This is a genomic window from Streptomyces sp. NPDC027672, assembly GCF_055566335.1.
Window position 1 is genome coordinate 1 of record NZ_JBVHSO010000025.1, and the last position, 12,743, is coordinate 12,743.

Annotated in this window: 19 protein-coding genes; all 19 read right to left on the reverse strand. The window is 64.7% G+C overall.

The genetic code is table 11. The features are described 5' to 3' along the window. A partial coding sequence (locus tag ACZ4SV_RS35440) for a phage minor tail protein L (protein WP_468010925.1) occupies positions 1 to 312 on the reverse strand: 312 nt, incomplete at its 3' end. Beyond that, positions 309 to 770, reverse strand: coding sequence for a hypothetical protein (locus ACZ4SV_RS35445; RefSeq protein ID WP_468010928.1), 462 nt, complete (start codon positions 768 to 770; stop codon positions 309 to 311). The genes ACZ4SV_RS35445 and ACZ4SV_RS35440, both read right to left, overlap by 4 nt. A 1-nt stretch (position 771) precedes the next feature. Then, a complete protein-coding gene (locus ACZ4SV_RS35450; RefSeq protein WP_468010932.1) occupies positions 772 to 1,680 on the reverse strand; it encodes a hypothetical protein in 909 nt (302 codons plus the stop codon). Positions 1,681 to 1,689: 9 nt separating this feature from the next. After that, a complete protein-coding gene (locus ACZ4SV_RS35455) occupies positions 1,690 to 2,025 on the reverse strand; it encodes a phage tail protein (RefSeq protein WP_468010935.1) in 336 nt (111 codons plus the stop codon). Further along, positions 2,018 to 4,153 (reverse strand): hypothetical protein, encoded by a 2,136-nt coding sequence (locus tag ACZ4SV_RS35460; RefSeq protein ID WP_468010940.1) that lies wholly within the window; start codon positions 4,151 to 4,153, stop codon positions 2,018 to 2,020. Before ACZ4SV_RS35460 ends, ACZ4SV_RS35455 begins: the two co-directional genes overlap by 8 nt. A 15-nt stretch (positions 4,154 to 4,168) precedes the next feature. Continuing rightward, positions 4,169 to 4,411 (reverse strand): hypothetical protein, encoded by a 243-nt coding sequence (locus tag ACZ4SV_RS35465; RefSeq protein ID WP_362189911.1) that lies wholly within the window; start codon positions 4,409 to 4,411, stop codon positions 4,169 to 4,171. Next, positions 4,408 to 4,797, reverse strand: a complete 390-nt coding sequence (locus ACZ4SV_RS35470) for a phage tail assembly chaperone family protein, TAC (RefSeq protein ID WP_362189908.1) — start codon at positions 4,795 to 4,797, stop codon at positions 4,408 to 4,410. Before ACZ4SV_RS35470 ends, ACZ4SV_RS35465 begins: the two co-directional genes overlap by 4 nt. A gap of 62 nt (positions 4,798 to 4,859) precedes the next feature. Next, complete coding sequence (locus tag ACZ4SV_RS35475) at positions 4,860 to 5,357, reverse strand: phage tail tube protein (protein ID WP_452093570.1); 498 nt, start codon at positions 5,355 to 5,357, stop codon at positions 4,860 to 4,862. 52 nt (positions 5,358 to 5,409) lie between these two features. Further along, positions 5,410 to 5,763, reverse strand: a complete 354-nt coding sequence (gene gp17, locus ACZ4SV_RS35480) for a tail completion protein gp17 (RefSeq protein ID WP_452093571.1) — start codon at positions 5,761 to 5,763, stop codon at positions 5,410 to 5,412. Then, positions 5,763 to 6,254, reverse strand: coding sequence for a hypothetical protein (locus ACZ4SV_RS35485; RefSeq protein ID WP_261728340.1), 492 nt, complete (start codon positions 6,252 to 6,254; stop codon positions 5,763 to 5,765). Before ACZ4SV_RS35485 ends, gp17 begins: the two co-directional genes overlap by 1 nt. Beyond that, positions 6,251 to 6,931, reverse strand: coding sequence for a glycosyltransferase family A protein (locus tag ACZ4SV_RS35490; protein WP_452093726.1), 681 nt, complete (start codon positions 6,929 to 6,931; stop codon positions 6,251 to 6,253). Before ACZ4SV_RS35490 ends, ACZ4SV_RS35485 begins: the two co-directional genes overlap by 4 nt. Continuing rightward, the gene (locus ACZ4SV_RS35495; RefSeq protein WP_468010955.1) at positions 6,925 to 7,482 is read right to left on the reverse strand and encodes a class I SAM-dependent methyltransferase; all 558 of its coding nucleotides are present in this window, start codon (positions 7,480 to 7,482) and stop codon (positions 6,925 to 6,927) included. The genes ACZ4SV_RS35490 and ACZ4SV_RS35495 overlap by 7 nt, the downstream gene beginning before the upstream one ends. Continuing rightward, positions 7,463 to 7,966, reverse strand: coding sequence for a hypothetical protein (locus ACZ4SV_RS35500; RefSeq protein ID WP_468010959.1), 504 nt, complete (start codon positions 7,964 to 7,966; stop codon positions 7,463 to 7,465). Before ACZ4SV_RS35500 ends, ACZ4SV_RS35495 begins: the two co-directional genes overlap by 20 nt. Then, positions 7,963 to 8,304, reverse strand: coding sequence for a phage head closure protein (locus ACZ4SV_RS35505; RefSeq protein ID WP_366643762.1), 342 nt, complete (start codon positions 8,302 to 8,304; stop codon positions 7,963 to 7,965). The genes ACZ4SV_RS35500 and ACZ4SV_RS35505 overlap by 4 nt, the downstream gene beginning before the upstream one ends. Beyond that, positions 8,304 to 8,699, reverse strand: a complete 396-nt coding sequence (locus tag ACZ4SV_RS35510; protein ID WP_088497105.1) for a head-tail connector protein — start codon at positions 8,697 to 8,699, stop codon at positions 8,304 to 8,306. The genes ACZ4SV_RS35505 and ACZ4SV_RS35510 overlap by 1 nt, the downstream gene beginning before the upstream one ends. Beyond that, a complete protein-coding gene (locus tag ACZ4SV_RS35515; RefSeq protein ID WP_468010968.1) occupies positions 8,692 to 9,558 on the reverse strand; it encodes a hypothetical protein in 867 nt (288 codons plus the stop codon). Before ACZ4SV_RS35515 ends, ACZ4SV_RS35510 begins: the two co-directional genes overlap by 8 nt. Continuing rightward, positions 9,551 to 10,990: a phage portal protein gene (locus ACZ4SV_RS35520; RefSeq protein WP_468010971.1), complete on the reverse strand. Its 1,440-nt coding sequence runs from the start codon at positions 10,988 to 10,990 to the stop codon at positions 9,551 to 9,553. Before ACZ4SV_RS35520 ends, ACZ4SV_RS35515 begins: the two co-directional genes overlap by 8 nt. Then, positions 10,987 to 11,214 (reverse strand): hypothetical protein, encoded by a 228-nt coding sequence (locus ACZ4SV_RS35525; RefSeq protein WP_468010975.1) that lies wholly within the window; start codon positions 11,212 to 11,214, stop codon positions 10,987 to 10,989. Before ACZ4SV_RS35525 ends, ACZ4SV_RS35520 begins: the two co-directional genes overlap by 4 nt. 56 nt (positions 11,215 to 11,270) lie before the next feature. Further along, on the reverse strand, positions 11,271 to 12,686 hold the full coding sequence (locus ACZ4SV_RS35530) for a phage major capsid protein (RefSeq protein ID WP_468010979.1): 1,416 nt from the start codon (positions 12,684 to 12,686) through the stop codon (positions 11,271 to 11,273). Positions 12,687 to 12,743 lie beyond the last annotated feature (57 nt).

Genomic DNA, 12,743 nt, shown 5'->3' on the forward strand with positions numbered 1-12,743 from the left:
CAGGTACTTCACCAGCGTCTGCCGGCGGATCACCTTGGCCCCGACCATGTCGCCGTACAGCATGCACATGGCGGCGATCCGGCCGTCCAGATTGCCGACCTTCAATCGCGGGTTCGGCGGCTGGTCGCTGGTGCGCTCGAAGCCGGTCGCCTCGATCGGCCAGGCACCGTACTCCTGCCCCTGCCACCAGATCACCCCCGACTGCAGATGCGCGTGGAAGAACAGCTGGTCGGCGCCGAAGCTGCTGGCATCCAGTTCGTAGACCGTGACGCGTCCGCCCGGTTCAAGCTGCTGGGCGTCTGCGGTAATCATTCCAGCACCGCCGATTCAGCGGCGCCCAGCGGCAGGGAGACCTCCCCAGGCCAGTTGAACGTCTCCGGCTGCGGCAGCAGTGCACGGACCTGATCCCAGGTCTCGATGCCCACGGGGGCGGCCAGCGCCAGTGCCTCCAGCTCTTGGTTCACCGCATCGCGCCAGGCAACCATCGCACGGGCTTCGTCACGGTAGCGCGGCACGCTGCTGTTGAAGTAGCTGCAGCACGTCTCGATCGTGTCGTAACGCCGCTCCTTCACCCACGCAGTCATCCACTCCCACGCCTCCGCACGGATCGCCTGGTAGTGCTCCGGGCTGTGCAGGACGTAGGGCGGCGGCATCGGCGCCGGGGTGTTGGCCTCCAGCCACTCCGCCGGCCACAGATAGCTGTCGCGGGGGATGAAGGCGCCGGTCTCAGTGCACTTCAGGATATCGGGGTTGCTCGTCAGCTCGTACATGTCAAAGCTCCGCATCAGCGACGTAGTGGAACCAGCCGCCCCAGCGGCCGGCCGCGTTCGTCCAGTTCAGTTCGAAGGCGCTATCAGACGAGTACGGCAGCTGGGTAATCACGATCGCGCCACTATCGTTTGCCACGCCTCCACCAGCGCCGTTGCTGGGGTTGTAGATCGTGAGCGCTGGAACAGCACGCTTCTGCACCAGATATGGCTGGACGAAGTACATCGCAGAACCAGCCACGCCCGCTTGGCCACCGCCACGGCGCCCCAACTGTTGCGCCACGCCCGGTGCAACAGACATGGGATAACTCTTCTCGTAGTACCGCTGGCACATGGCCAGCTCCGCCGCTACGGGCCGAGCGTCGAAGGCCGTGGCAGCACTCCCCCGCTCCAGCTGCGGACGGCTGTAGGTGACGCCGGTGGCGGTCAGCTGGACCGTCATGTTGCCGCTGCCCGATGGGGTCAGAGTCACGCCTCGCCGCCCGGTGCCGGAGGTGATAGTGCCAGTGGCTCCGCCCACGCTCACGGCAATGGTTCCGCTAGGATTCTCCACGCTGATGGTCAACGGCTGCCCCCACGCCAGCACCGGGGCCTCCACGATCTGCTGCAATGGCCCGCTGGTGTGGGTGAACACACCTGTCGTCGCGTTGATGGTCACGTTGCAGCCGCCCGCGCCAGCCTTCCAGCGGTCGTACCCGTATGCACCCGCTGCCAGCGCACCACCGGAGAACACCCGCTGGTTGATCGGCAAACCGCAGTTGATGAGCATGTTCTTGCCGCCAACCGCAGTCAGGCCGGCAACCAGTGCGTACAGCTCTGCGTCGTTTGCATTGACCTTGTCGAAGGCAACCTTCGCAGGGTCGCCCTTGTAGGCCCCATGGTCGGTCGTGGTGTCGATGATCTGGCGGGCCATGGTCCGTCCTTACGGCTGAAAAGTTTGTTCGAAGGTGGCGCTGAGCGTGTAGACATCATTGCCGTGCGGGGTCAGCAAGTACGACTTGCACTGGTAGTACCCCTGCACGCCTAGCGGGGGCGTCCACAGGAACGAGACGCCCCCCTTCCTCGCGCGCAGGAACTCCAGCGCCGCCCGGATCTTGTCCGCTCGGCCGACAATGGAGATCGGCCATTGCTGTGTCTCATTGTTGAGTCCGTCGGATGCGCTCTGCCTGTATCCGTCGCCGAACTGCGCCTCCCGAACCAGAAAGTCACCAGAGCCGTTGATCTCGGTGCGAACGCACCACGAAAATACTTCAGCCATTGCGCGTACTCATCTGGTGGAAGAGACCACCGGGGCGCGACTGCTGTACCGCCCACTGGTTGATCATCTGCGTAAATGCCTGCTGCACCTGCCGGCCCTGGTCGCTGCCGGTGCCTTGCTGTGTGCTGCTCGCACCGTCGCTGGTGACATTGAGCGTGGTGTTGAAGGTGTTGCTCATCCCGGTTCCAGCACTCAGCGAAGATGCGGGCAGGCCGGCTGTGATCGGACGGACGGATCCAGCATCGCCGGGGATCAGGTAGGTCTTACCACCTTGGTCGAACAGCTCAGGCCGACCGCCTTCGCCCACCCGGTACATACTGCCGGCTGCCACTGGACCGCCGCCGGCGCGGCCTCCAGACGTTCCACCAATGGCACTGCCGATGGCATTGACCCAACTCGATCCGGCCCCGTTGTAGCTGTTCGCCCAGTTCCCGATCATCTGGAAAATCTGGGACGCAGCCGCCTGGGCAGCCATCTTCTGCAGCGTCTTCGCGAAGCTCTGAACCATCCCGCCCAAGCCTTCGGAGAACGGATCGAACAGGAAGTCGGCGAAGGCGTCCTGCATATTCCGCGCGGCCTGGTCGGCGTAGGTGCTCCACTGCCCGAAGGTCTGCTCCACCGACGAGCTAGTGTCGTCGTCGATACCGAACATGCCGTCGAAGGCGTCGGCGAACTTCTGGGCGCTCTCGCCCATGATCGACTCGGCTTCGTCGATGTTGCCGAGCATGTCCAGCAGCGAGGCACTGGAACGGAGCGCAGACTGCGCTGCCGCGTCGATACCCTTCAGGCCGCCGGACTGGATCTCGTAATTGACCCGGCTCAGCTCCGAGCTGTCGCCGAACAGGGCGATCTGACGCTCTAGCTGGTCATTGGCTGACTTGATCGCATCAGACAGCTTCTTGGAGGACGTTTCTGCCTCTTTGTCAACGGACTTCGCGCGAAAGGTCCCGGCCTTGGAGGCGGCAGGCTTGAGCGCCGATTCGGGAAGCATCTGGCCGTCATCGATCAACGTCACTTGCGGACCGCTACGCCGCTTCAACTCTTCGATTATCTCCCTCCGCTGCTTTCTGTATCCCTCAAGGATCTGAAGGTTCGCCTGTCGCGTTGATTCGAACGGCGCAGCATCTGCCAGCCGCTTGGCGTTGGCAATCTGATCATTCAGATTGGCAAGCCGATCGTTTAGGGCGGCGTCTCCCGTGGCTCCAACCGAACCGCCTGCGTCCAGATTCCGAAGCTGCCGCACCTTGTCGATGAAGTTCACGATAAGAACGGCGCCGTTTGCCATCTCCGCAACCAAGTCGCCCACCCACCTGGTGACAGAGGTGAAGGCGCTCTTCGTCTGGTCGGAGCCCAGGAAGGCGGTCAGCTCCTTGAACTGAGGCAGCAGCTCTGCCGCCACTTCGTTCTTCAAGCCCTGGAACGCCAGTTGGATTTGGTTCGACTGTTCCTTCACCGCCTTCATGGATGCGAGCGTATCCGCATCCAGTACCGCACCAAGGCGCTGAGCTTCATCACCCCACTTACGGAATCCATCACCGTTTCGCGCCAGGAGTGGAGCGAGCAACGACGAGTCGCTTGCGATCGCTTCCATGTAGAAGACCATGTCGGCCTGTGACGCCCCGGCATCCTCTAGAGCCTTGTAGTACTTCTGCAGGACTTCGGGGCCGCTAAGGTTCCGGAACGCGTCAGCCGTCAAGTTGACCCGGGGCGCAATCTGCTCGAAGAAGTCCTTCATTGCACCGCCGCCGGTGCTCAGGAAGTCGCCAAGCTTGTCCTGCGTGTCTTTGAAAATGTCGGCCAGCTTGTCCTGTTGGATGCCGACAGTGGCAGCGCCGGCCGCCATGCGCTGGAACACCTGCTCATTGGTTCCGGAAAGGCGAGAGAACTTCTCCAGCTCTGTTGACGCATCAACGAGCTGTCGGGTCCAGTTCAGAACTGCCGTTCCAGCAACCGCCAAGCCACCCACAGCGGTTCCTGCAATTTTGCCGAAGGCCTTCCCAATGTCAGCAGCAGCGTCGGTGGAGTCCTTGCCCAGCTTCTTCATCTGCTTGGACGCACGGTTCGTGTCGGTCTCGAACGACCCCGTGCGCATCAGAAGATCAACGACGATCGAGCCTGCAGTGGCCATGATTAGATCCGGTTGTTAAAAGCCAAGAGCCTTGGCAACGTCGCGGTCAGCGTCGCTTAGCTCGGGGTCATTTGGGCTTGGCGCGAGGAAGGTCAGGATGCTTTCAAACTTGCCGCCGAAAGTGGCTCCTACGACCGCAGCTGGTCGATGGAATCGGTGTAGGTCGTCGAACGGGTAGAGCTCGTAGAAGGCCCGCCAGCCGTCCAGTTCAGCTGCGGGCATCGCATCGATCTCGCCGAGCGTCTTGCCAAGGCTCAAAGCGAGCTGGTATCGGAACCACTCGCCGCTTCCTCGCCGGGCGAGGTCTCCTTTCCCTGGTAACTGTGCACCTCGCTGATTTCCTTGGTCAGCGCAATCTGCACAGCGAACTTCAGCCTTTTGGCCTGAGCCAGCGAAAGAGCCGGGTTTCCTTCCGGATCGCAGATCGACTTGGCGATCAGGCGTGCCATGGTCTCGGCCTGCTTGTCCGCATCTTCGCTTGCTTGGCCGGCGAAGAACCCGCGCAGAACTCCGGCTTCCTGCTCACGGATGTAGAAGGTGTGCTTCTTTCCGTCGGCCAGCATCACCTCCCGTTCGTGCACGTCATCGGAGATGAAAAGCGACGGATCCAGCAGCGGGGCTGCAGTGTTGGTGGTCTCTGTCATGGGCTATTTCCGTAGCGATGTTTCGCCACGGCGCCGCAGGGGCGCCGGGCGGTTGTGAAGACTCAGGCCAGCGGCTTGCCGTAGCGGGTGACGCCGCCGCTGCGCTGGACGGTAACCGTGCCGCGCACGATCTCGTTCGTGGCGATGTCGATGTTCACGTCGGAGATGTAGCCGTTGAACAGGAAGCCGGACCGTGCAGTTGCCAGCGGAGGGACCAACTCGTCCTCGGTGTCGAGCGTGGGCGCAGCAGTGCCGTCGCTCAGGCCGATGTACCAGCTCACGTTCTCGCCGGTGTCCTTCAGCTTGAACAGCGCATCGTGCGATGCGTCGCTGGGGATGTAGTTGAACGGAATGGACACCTGGCCCGGGTTGCCCAACCCTCGCTGGTACTCTTTGTCCACCGTCGCATCCAGGCAGGTCGATTCGATCTGGTCGGCAGCGCCGCCCAGACCAGAAGCGCCGGTGGGGCAGGCGAACTTCACGATCGCCGGGCCGCCGGCCGCATTCGGGTTGACGAAGAACAGATGGGTGCCCTGGGTCTTAACGACGCCCTCGGTCATGGCAGTTTCCTCTGAAGGGCCGCGCGAGGGCGGCATAACGGATGACCAGCAATCAGCGCTGGTCGATGAAGTCGGCTTCGAGGCCGACGCGGTACAGCATGGTATCTGGGTCGCGGTTGTTGACCACGACACGGTTGACGATCAGCACGCCATCCAGCGCGGCGCGAACGGTCTTTGCCAGCTGCTCTACGCCTGCGTCGGTCGCGTGGTAGCAGTCGATTTGCACGGTGGTGAAATCGCCACCAGGGGCAGCGCTCAGGTTGTCGAATGCCGAACCCGTCACGATCTGCCAGACGATGTAGGGGCGGGTCTCGGTCTGCGCCACCTCACCGTGCCGGCCGATGCGGTCGTCGACGATCGCCGACACCGCCGCGGTGCGGATAGTTCGATACACCTTCGGGAACATCAGCGGCGCCCTCCGTTCTGCGCGGCCAGGCGCTTGGTGATCTGGTCGAGCCTCTTCAAAAGGTCCTCGGTGATCACATCGATGATCTGGGTTCCTCGTCGCTGGACGGCCGGACGCAACCACGGATAGGCCGGCTGGGTACTGGACCCGTATTCCATAAGCTGGGCGGCCTTGCGAGTGGTCGTCTTCGATCCATGCGCGTTCACGAACGCTTTGCGCTTTACCCGCACCAGCTGACGCTCACCCTTTGTTCCTACAGGCGCCTTTCCGCGACTGGCGATGATGTTGTTGACAGTCGTGTCGGTACTGTCGACCCCGCCGATAGCTGCAGATCGACGGAAGTTGTCCTTCGCCTGATCGCGGAGCAGCCGCGCCCCCTTGGCCAGTGCCAACTTCACGGGGCCGCCCCGCTTGCTCACAACCTCCGCTGGCAACGCCTCCAGCGTAGAAAGAACGCCATCGATCCCATGAATCTGAAGTTCGACCTTCACAGGTACACCTCGGCATCCTCGCCAATCCAGGCGTGCAGCAACGCGCCACTGGCGTCGGCCTCACCCTTGAAATCGGGGTCATGCCCCATGCCGATGCCACCGCGACCGGGCAGACCCTTGATGCCCACGACACGGTGGCCACCGAATAGCCGGCGGTCGCGGGGGCGGCGCCACAGCTCCAGGTCGATGAACTTCGGCCGTGATCGGCAGGCGTCGGCGAAGTCCCGGAGCGCCGATCCACGCATCGCTGTACTGCACAGGCTGGCGTGGCCGGTGTTCACCAGTTGGCGTCCGCGTCGCTGCTTCACGTTGTAGTAGCGAGCGCGGTGCTCGCCCACCAGCTCGGCATGCTGTAGCTCGGCGGCGACAGTGCTCAGCCAGTCCGGCGCATACCAGTCGTCGTCCTCGATGATCACCAGGCTGTCGGCCGGATCGACTGCGGCCAGCCCCTTCAGCAGGTTTCGAGCCTGCGTGTTCTGCCCGGGTGCCCAGTGTGGCGATGGGCGCACCAGCACCAACTGCCAACCATCGCGCCGGAAGGTTACCGGCTGCGGCTCCGGGCCATCGTCCACGATGATCCAGCGGACGGGGCCGGCGTAGTCCTGCCTGGCCATCCAGCGCTCGCACAGCGCCCAGGCAGCCGGCCGGGCACCGGTGGCAGTCAGCAGCGTCAGCATCGCGCCACCGCGAAGGTGTGCATCGGCAGCCGGCGACGGGCCACCCCGCGCTCACCGTGATCGTTCAGTTCAATCGGCAACTCGCCGGCATACTCGGTGGCGATGTCGCTGAAGCCGGCATCGGCCAGCAGCAGCCGCAGGCCGCTCTGGCTGTAGCGGTAGTAGTCGTCGGGATAGCCGTGCTCCGGGAAGGCGAACAGCGTGGTGATCACCAACAGACGGCCCGGCTGCAGCACCCGGCGCAGCTCCGGCAGCGCCAGCCAGGGCCGCGCCACGTGCTCCAGCACCTCCGAGCACACGATGCCGCTGAAGCGCCCCGTCCATTCGGTCGGCAGGTCGTGGATGTCGGCCACCTGGTCGACGCCCTCGCCCGCCTGCATGTCGATGCCGGTCCACTGGCCGGTAGCCAGATCGCGGTTCGTACACCACCAGGCCGCCGGGTCATGGATGCGGCTGCCGACCTCCAGCACATCATCGCCCAAGGCACCTGCATGGCTCTCGATGTAGGCGCGGATGCGACCGCGCACCGAGTTAAGCGGCAATCTGTTCATCGAATTCAAAGCACCTGAGAGATGAGCCGGCCGTACAGTTCACGACGCGGACGTGGGGGTTCTGCCTCGCCCACTGGGCGAACTGCTGCTTGTGGATCTCGCGCCGCGCCGGCGCCGTATTGGTCAGGCCGTTGGCGTACGGTCCGAAGAAGTGGCTGCCGTGCATGTCGAAGCCGTGCAGTCGAACCAGCGTCGCGCCCAGGTGGGCGGCAACCGCCAGCGCCAGAACACCGCTGTTCCAGTTGGTCAGTGCCCCGGGCAGCTGGATCACTCCGCCGATCCGGTGGCTGCTGTAGCGCGCTCCAGCGAACTGCCGCGCCTCCGGGTACTTGTCCCACCACTGCCGATCGCTGGCCGCCAGGAACTCCGCCCACGGCGCCAGCTCAAAGGCATTGCCCACTACGCCGACGCGGCGCCCGCGCAGGCGCTCGGCCAGGCATGCCGATGCGCTCGGGCCTGGTCCAAGAAGGTCGATCTCGATCATTGGCCGTCGTTGACCCCGGCCGAGACGGGAATGGTGATGTACTCCAGCCCCGAAGCCTTGTCCGGCAGCAGGCCGGCAATGTTGAAGATCTCGCCGCGATGGACCAGGCGCATCGACGGCAGCAGACCGTCGCGGTAGCGCATCGTGATGCGTGCCGTGACCGCCGATTGTGTCTGCCCGGACTGGATGAACTCTCGGGCGGACAGCGGCTCGACAGACGCCCATACGGTGGCCACGTCGACCCACGCCGTCTGCTCGATACCATCGCTGTCCCTGGTCGTCACCTGCTGCTGGATCAGCACCCGGTGCCGCAGGGTTCCGCTGGCAACGTTGCTCATCAGGCCACCGTCGTGCGGCGCAGCGGCGCCAGCTGTGCGGTGGCGGCCTTCGACAGAACGTAGCCGTGGCCAGCATCGGCCGGCACCACGTTGTCACCCTCGCCTTCGCGGAAGCGGTACTGCGAGGCCAGCTCCAGCAGCGTCGCGGCGATCACCGAAGGGTGCAGGATCGGCTCGCCACTGCTGTCCTCGGCCGGCACAGGCCGGCCTGCGCTGTCACGGACCAGTTCCCCATCAGAGTCGCGCTGCAGCACGTACAGGCGCCACTCCTGCTTCAGCCACGCTGCCACAGACTCGGACACGGCCGGAATCCAGATGGCCAGCCAGCGGTCATCAGCGTCACTGTCGATGCGCATCTGCTCGCGGGCGTCCGCCGGGGTGACGAACTCACGCATGGCTGCCACCCAGCTGCACGGGCTCGGCCGGAACGCGCACGCTCTTGCCGTCCTTGCCGTCGCGCCCCTTGCGTGCGCCCAGCGCCCAGTCCTGATCGTTCTCCAGGCAGGGCTTCGACGCATTGCTCCGCTTGGCGATCCACAGCGCGCCGTCGTGGGTGATCGATTCGCCCGCTTTCACGCCCAGGCCTTCGCGCCAGAAGCCGCGGTGCACCATGTAGGGCAGCACGAACTCTTTTCGGCGGTCGCCGGCACCCAGCGTGATGACGAAGCCACGCTCGGCGTCGTAGTCGCCGGTGGCTGTCTCGAAGCTGAGGCCGTCTTGGCCATCCTCACCAACGACCTTGCCCAGCCTGATCGTCTCGCCCTTCGTGGTGGTGATTACCAGCTCGCCGGCGCGATCGATCATGGCGCCGGCCAGGCCGACACCGTCGGCGCCGGCCTGCGGCGGGTTCTCGGTCAGGTGCTTGGCCACCGCCGCAGCCAGCTGCTGCTCGGTGACTGGACCCGCGTCACGGCCATCCTTCGGCACCGGCAGCGCGTCGACAGCGGCCTTTACCTTTGCCTCGATCATTGCGGGGTCTGCGTCCCGGCCGTGCTGCACCGGGTTGGCTTCGAAGTGCTTGGAGACGGCATCGGCGGTGGCCAGGTCGACCAACGTCTGCAGGCGCGGAGATTCCAGAAGCTTGGCCACGACCAGGTCGGCCAGCGCATCCACGTCCACCGGCTCCGCATCCTGGCCGGGGTCGCCCTTCTCCGGAGCCCGCTCGCGCAGCTCCTCCAGCTCCCGCTTCACCGGTGCGATCGCCTCCCGGATCAGGCCGCCGATTTCCTTGCCGAAGTCGATGGGGTCAGTCATTGCGGAATACCTCGGCTCGCGCGGCGTGAAGGGCCTTCATCATGAAATTCTCCTGCTGCAGCGCGCGCAGCTCGTCGCTGTCGTCAGGCGGTGTGTCGTCGGTCTCGACGGACGGCGCCACCGGTGCGGCCTCGGGCTCGGCCGCGATCTTGTTCTGCCGGACCTGGTCGAGCGGGAAGTCCTGCTGCTGCATGTAGACGGTGTCGCCACCCTCCAGCGGCGGAAGGTTGAACGCCAGTCGGCCCTCGTTCGGGGTCTCAATGCCACCACCGGTCAGCTTGGTGTGCACGTCCGCCTGTTTGCCCACGTCCATGCGCAGCAGCGGCTCCAGATCCAGCTCCACCCCCATCGGGCGGGAAATTCCCAGGCCCTCATCCAGTAGCTCTTCGATGCCCTCGATGTGCGCCTGCAGCGCATCCGAGTAGTACAGCTGGTTGATGTCGTCGACCTTCATGCCCGCAGGGATGGAGCCGATGCCGATCTTGAATGGCGGGATGCCGAACGGCTGGCACACCTGCTCGTCGGAGTACCGCATCTGCTCTACCAACTGCGAATCCGCCGCCTTGAAAGCGAACGGGGTGAACTTCATGTCGGCGCCTACCACCGCCACCTTGCCGGCGTTGGAACCCTGGAAACTGCTGTTCCAGTAGTCCTTCACTGCCTGCGCGTCCTCGTCGGACATGCCAGCCGGCGCGGTCAGGATTCCGCCCGGATTGGCGCCGTTGGAGAAAAAGGTGGTGGAGTCCTTCAGGATCTTCATGTTCTTCACCGCCGGCCAGTGCGCCGCACACAGCGGCGGCACGCCGATCAGCTGGTGATGGAAGCAGTTCATCCGGTCGTGAATGATCTCGCTGGCCGGCACGATCAGTTGGGTGCCTGGATAGTTCTCCGGCAGCAGGTTCGTACCGGTGCTGTAGTTGAGCTTGTAGAAGACCTCTCCGCTGTCGGACACCATCGGCTGCACGCTGCACGGATCGAGAACCCAGAGTCGGTTGACGACCTGGCGATTGTCGCGGCCCTTCAGGACGTAGGCATTGCCCTGGATCAGCTTGGACAGCATCCAGGCTGCGCGGAACTGCTGCGCGATCTGGTAGTTGTTCGGCTTGCGCAGAACGGGGGCGTAGGCGGTGTTGTTCCTCTCGACGCGCCAAACGCCGTTCGCGTCCTCCGTCTTCAGCACGAAAGGCAGCTTGCCGATGTCGGATGCGATGCGGTTGAGACAGGCGTACAGCGTCGGATAGGTCAGGACAGTGGTCGCGCGCTCTTCCATGTTGCGCTGCCACGCACCCGTGAATGGCTCTTGCACGGTCAGGGTATGCCAGCTGTCCCGCCCCGGCGCGGCAACTACCGGCGACAGCGATTTGAGGTAGTCGACGCCATGCCGGCGCACGCCAGCGGCAATGGCCAACTCCCGGGGCGAGAAACCGGTCATACGGATGCGTCCTTGTTCGGCTGGCCAGCCTTGGCCACCACCTTCTTGGCCTTCTTCTTCGCCTTTCCAGGCGCAGGCGCCTTGGCGCCCGGATTCGGCGCGACGGGCGATTGCGCCACCATGTCACGCCGCAGATAGCCGCCGCGCTGCTCCAGCGCCGCAGCAACACGATGATGCACGCTGATCACTCGGCCGCCGCGTCCGACGATATCGACCTTGCTCATGGGAACCTCGCAATTCGTGGGAGGTGACGGGGCCCGAAGGCCCCGCCACGTGTCGGTTACGAGCTGGACGGAACCGAACCGCTGCCCCAGTTCACGCGGGCCCAGGCGACGGCCTGCGTGCGGCGACGCTGCCAGTTGATGAAGCGCTCGACCAGGAAGGCCACGCTGTTGGTCTGCCACAGCGAGACAACCTGCTGCGCAGTCGGCGTGGTGCTGTTCATGGTCGGCGCGTCATCCATCACCAGCGATGCCTGGTCCGACATCGAAACCTGCAGGCCGCCTTCGTCGCCCAGGAAGATCTCGTCGCCCTTGATCAGTGCGATGACCGCACCGTCTTCATCGTCCGGCACATACGCCGACACGAACGCAGGCAGGCCCAGGAAGGTGCCGCCGGTGAAGTTGATGCCCGGGAACTCGGAAGCGCCCAGCGGGTTGACCATCAGCGACAGCGCGATTGCGGTGCGCTCCGACATCGCCCAGAACGAGCCCGCCAACGACAGGTTCGAACCTGCGATGGCATTCATGAGCGCCGCAGCGCCAGCGCGGATCGAGTCCGGATCGCTGCCAGCCGGAACCGTGGTCGCCGGCACGCCATTCAGGATCGAGGCGGGTGCCTCGTCGGCGACGGCCGCTGCATCCGGATCGATGAACTGCGTGTCGATGGTCTGGTTGACCGCCCGGCCCAGCTCGTCGCGCAGCAGCGCATCGGCCGCCGGCGTGGCGCGCATCATGGTTTCCTTGGTCGCCGCAGCGATCGCAGCAACCTTCAGCGGGGTCAGCTTCGCACGGGTGTACGACCACTTCGTCAGCGGCTTTGCAGCGCCTTCCTTGACCCACTTGGCGGTGCCGGCCGAACCCTGCACCAGCACCGGGGTATCGAACGGCAGGTTGCGCAGTCGATCGGAGACCTGGCCCAGGAGCGAGCGCGGACGCAGCCACTCGACGAAGTCGGCGAAGGCCACACCGCCATCGGTGATCAGGTTTCCGGCCCAGGTCGCGTTGCCGGTACTGGCAGCCTGCACCGCGGCCTTCTCCTGGATGATGCCGTGCAGGCGCTCATCGTTCGGGTAGATGGCGCGCGCCACGTCCAGCGGATTCTGGTGGTGGACATGCGACACGGCCAGGCAGCGGGCCATACGGGCGAAGCCGATGCCTGCATCGGTCTTGTCGACCGTCTTCAGCTGCGCCGGTTCCAGCGTACGGCCTTCGGCGCCGACGGTAGCCGAGCCCTGCGTCTTGACGATGGTCGCAACGGTGGTGGCCGACTTGGCCTGGATCGCCTGCAGGTGCTCGTAGCGCTCGATGTCGCCATCGATCGAGGTGATCTGGCTCTTCAGCGAGTCGAACTCCTCCTGCTCGCCGGTGTTCAGCGAGCGCTGCTCGTCGGCCGGCTTCTTCATGACGGCGGAGAGCTGCTTTTCCAGCTCGGCACGGGTAGCGCGGAGCTTCTCCAACTGTTCTGCGATGTTCATTTTTGGGATCTCTTTCGTAGGCGCAGCCGTTCGGCCCGGGTTCCACGCCGGGCAGTG

What these genes read in the sequence shown, in the direction of transcription:
- ACZ4SV_RS35445 (WP_468010928.1), bottom strand. Translation starts at nt 770, where the DNA reads ATGTACGAGCTGACGAGCAACCCCGATATCCTGAAGTGCACTGAGACC.
- ACZ4SV_RS35450 (WP_468010932.1), bottom strand. Translation starts at nt 1,680, where the DNA reads ATGGCCCGCCAGATCATCGACACCACGACCGACCATGGGGCCTACAAG.
- ACZ4SV_RS35455 (WP_468010935.1), bottom strand. Translation starts at nt 2,025, where the DNA reads ATGGCTGAAGTATTTTCGTGGTGCGTTCGCACCGAGATCAACGGCTCT.
- ACZ4SV_RS35460 (WP_468010940.1), bottom strand. Translation starts at nt 4,153, where the DNA reads ATGGCCACTGCAGGCTCGATCGTCGTTGATCTTCTGATGCGCACGGGG.
- ACZ4SV_RS35470 (WP_362189908.1), bottom strand. Translation starts at nt 4,797, where the DNA reads ATGACAGAGACCACCAACACTGCAGCCCCGCTGCTGGATCCGTCGCTT.
- ACZ4SV_RS35475 (WP_452093570.1), bottom strand. Translation starts at nt 5,357, where the DNA reads ATGACCGAGGGCGTCGTTAAGACCCAGGGCACCCATCTGTTCTTCGTC.
- gp17 (WP_452093571.1), bottom strand. Translation starts at nt 5,763, where the DNA reads ATGTTCCCGAAGGTGTATCGAACTATCCGCACCGCGGCGGTGTCGGCG.
- ACZ4SV_RS35490 (WP_452093726.1), bottom strand. Translation starts at nt 6,931, where the DNA reads ATGCTGACGCTGCTGACTGCCACCGGTGCCCGGCCGGCTGCCTGGGCG.
- ACZ4SV_RS35495 (WP_468010955.1), bottom strand. Translation starts at nt 7,482, where the DNA reads ATGAACAGATTGCCGCTTAACTCGGTGCGCGGTCGCATCCGCGCCTAC.
- ACZ4SV_RS35500 (WP_468010959.1), bottom strand. Translation starts at nt 7,966, where the DNA reads ATGATCGAGATCGACCTTCTTGGACCAGGCCCGAGCGCATCGGCATGC.
- ACZ4SV_RS35505 (WP_366643762.1), bottom strand. Translation starts at nt 8,304, where the DNA reads ATGAGCAACGTTGCCAGCGGAACCCTGCGGCACCGGGTGCTGATCCAG.
- ACZ4SV_RS35510 (WP_088497105.1), bottom strand. Translation starts at nt 8,699, where the DNA reads ATGCGTGAGTTCGTCACCCCGGCGGACGCCCGCGAGCAGATGCGCATC.
- ACZ4SV_RS35515 (WP_468010968.1), bottom strand. Translation starts at nt 9,558, where the DNA reads ATGACTGACCCCATCGACTTCGGCAAGGAAATCGGCGGCCTGATCCGG.
- ACZ4SV_RS35520 (WP_468010971.1), bottom strand. Translation starts at nt 10,990, where the DNA reads ATGACCGGTTTCTCGCCCCGGGAGTTGGCCATTGCCGCTGGCGTGCGC.
- ACZ4SV_RS35525 (WP_468010975.1), bottom strand. Translation starts at nt 11,214, where the DNA reads ATGAGCAAGGTCGATATCGTCGGACGCGGCGGCCGAGTGATCAGCGTG.
- ACZ4SV_RS35530 (WP_468010979.1), bottom strand. Translation starts at nt 12,686, where the DNA reads ATGAACATCGCAGAACAGTTGGAGAAGCTCCGCGCTACCCGTGCCGAG.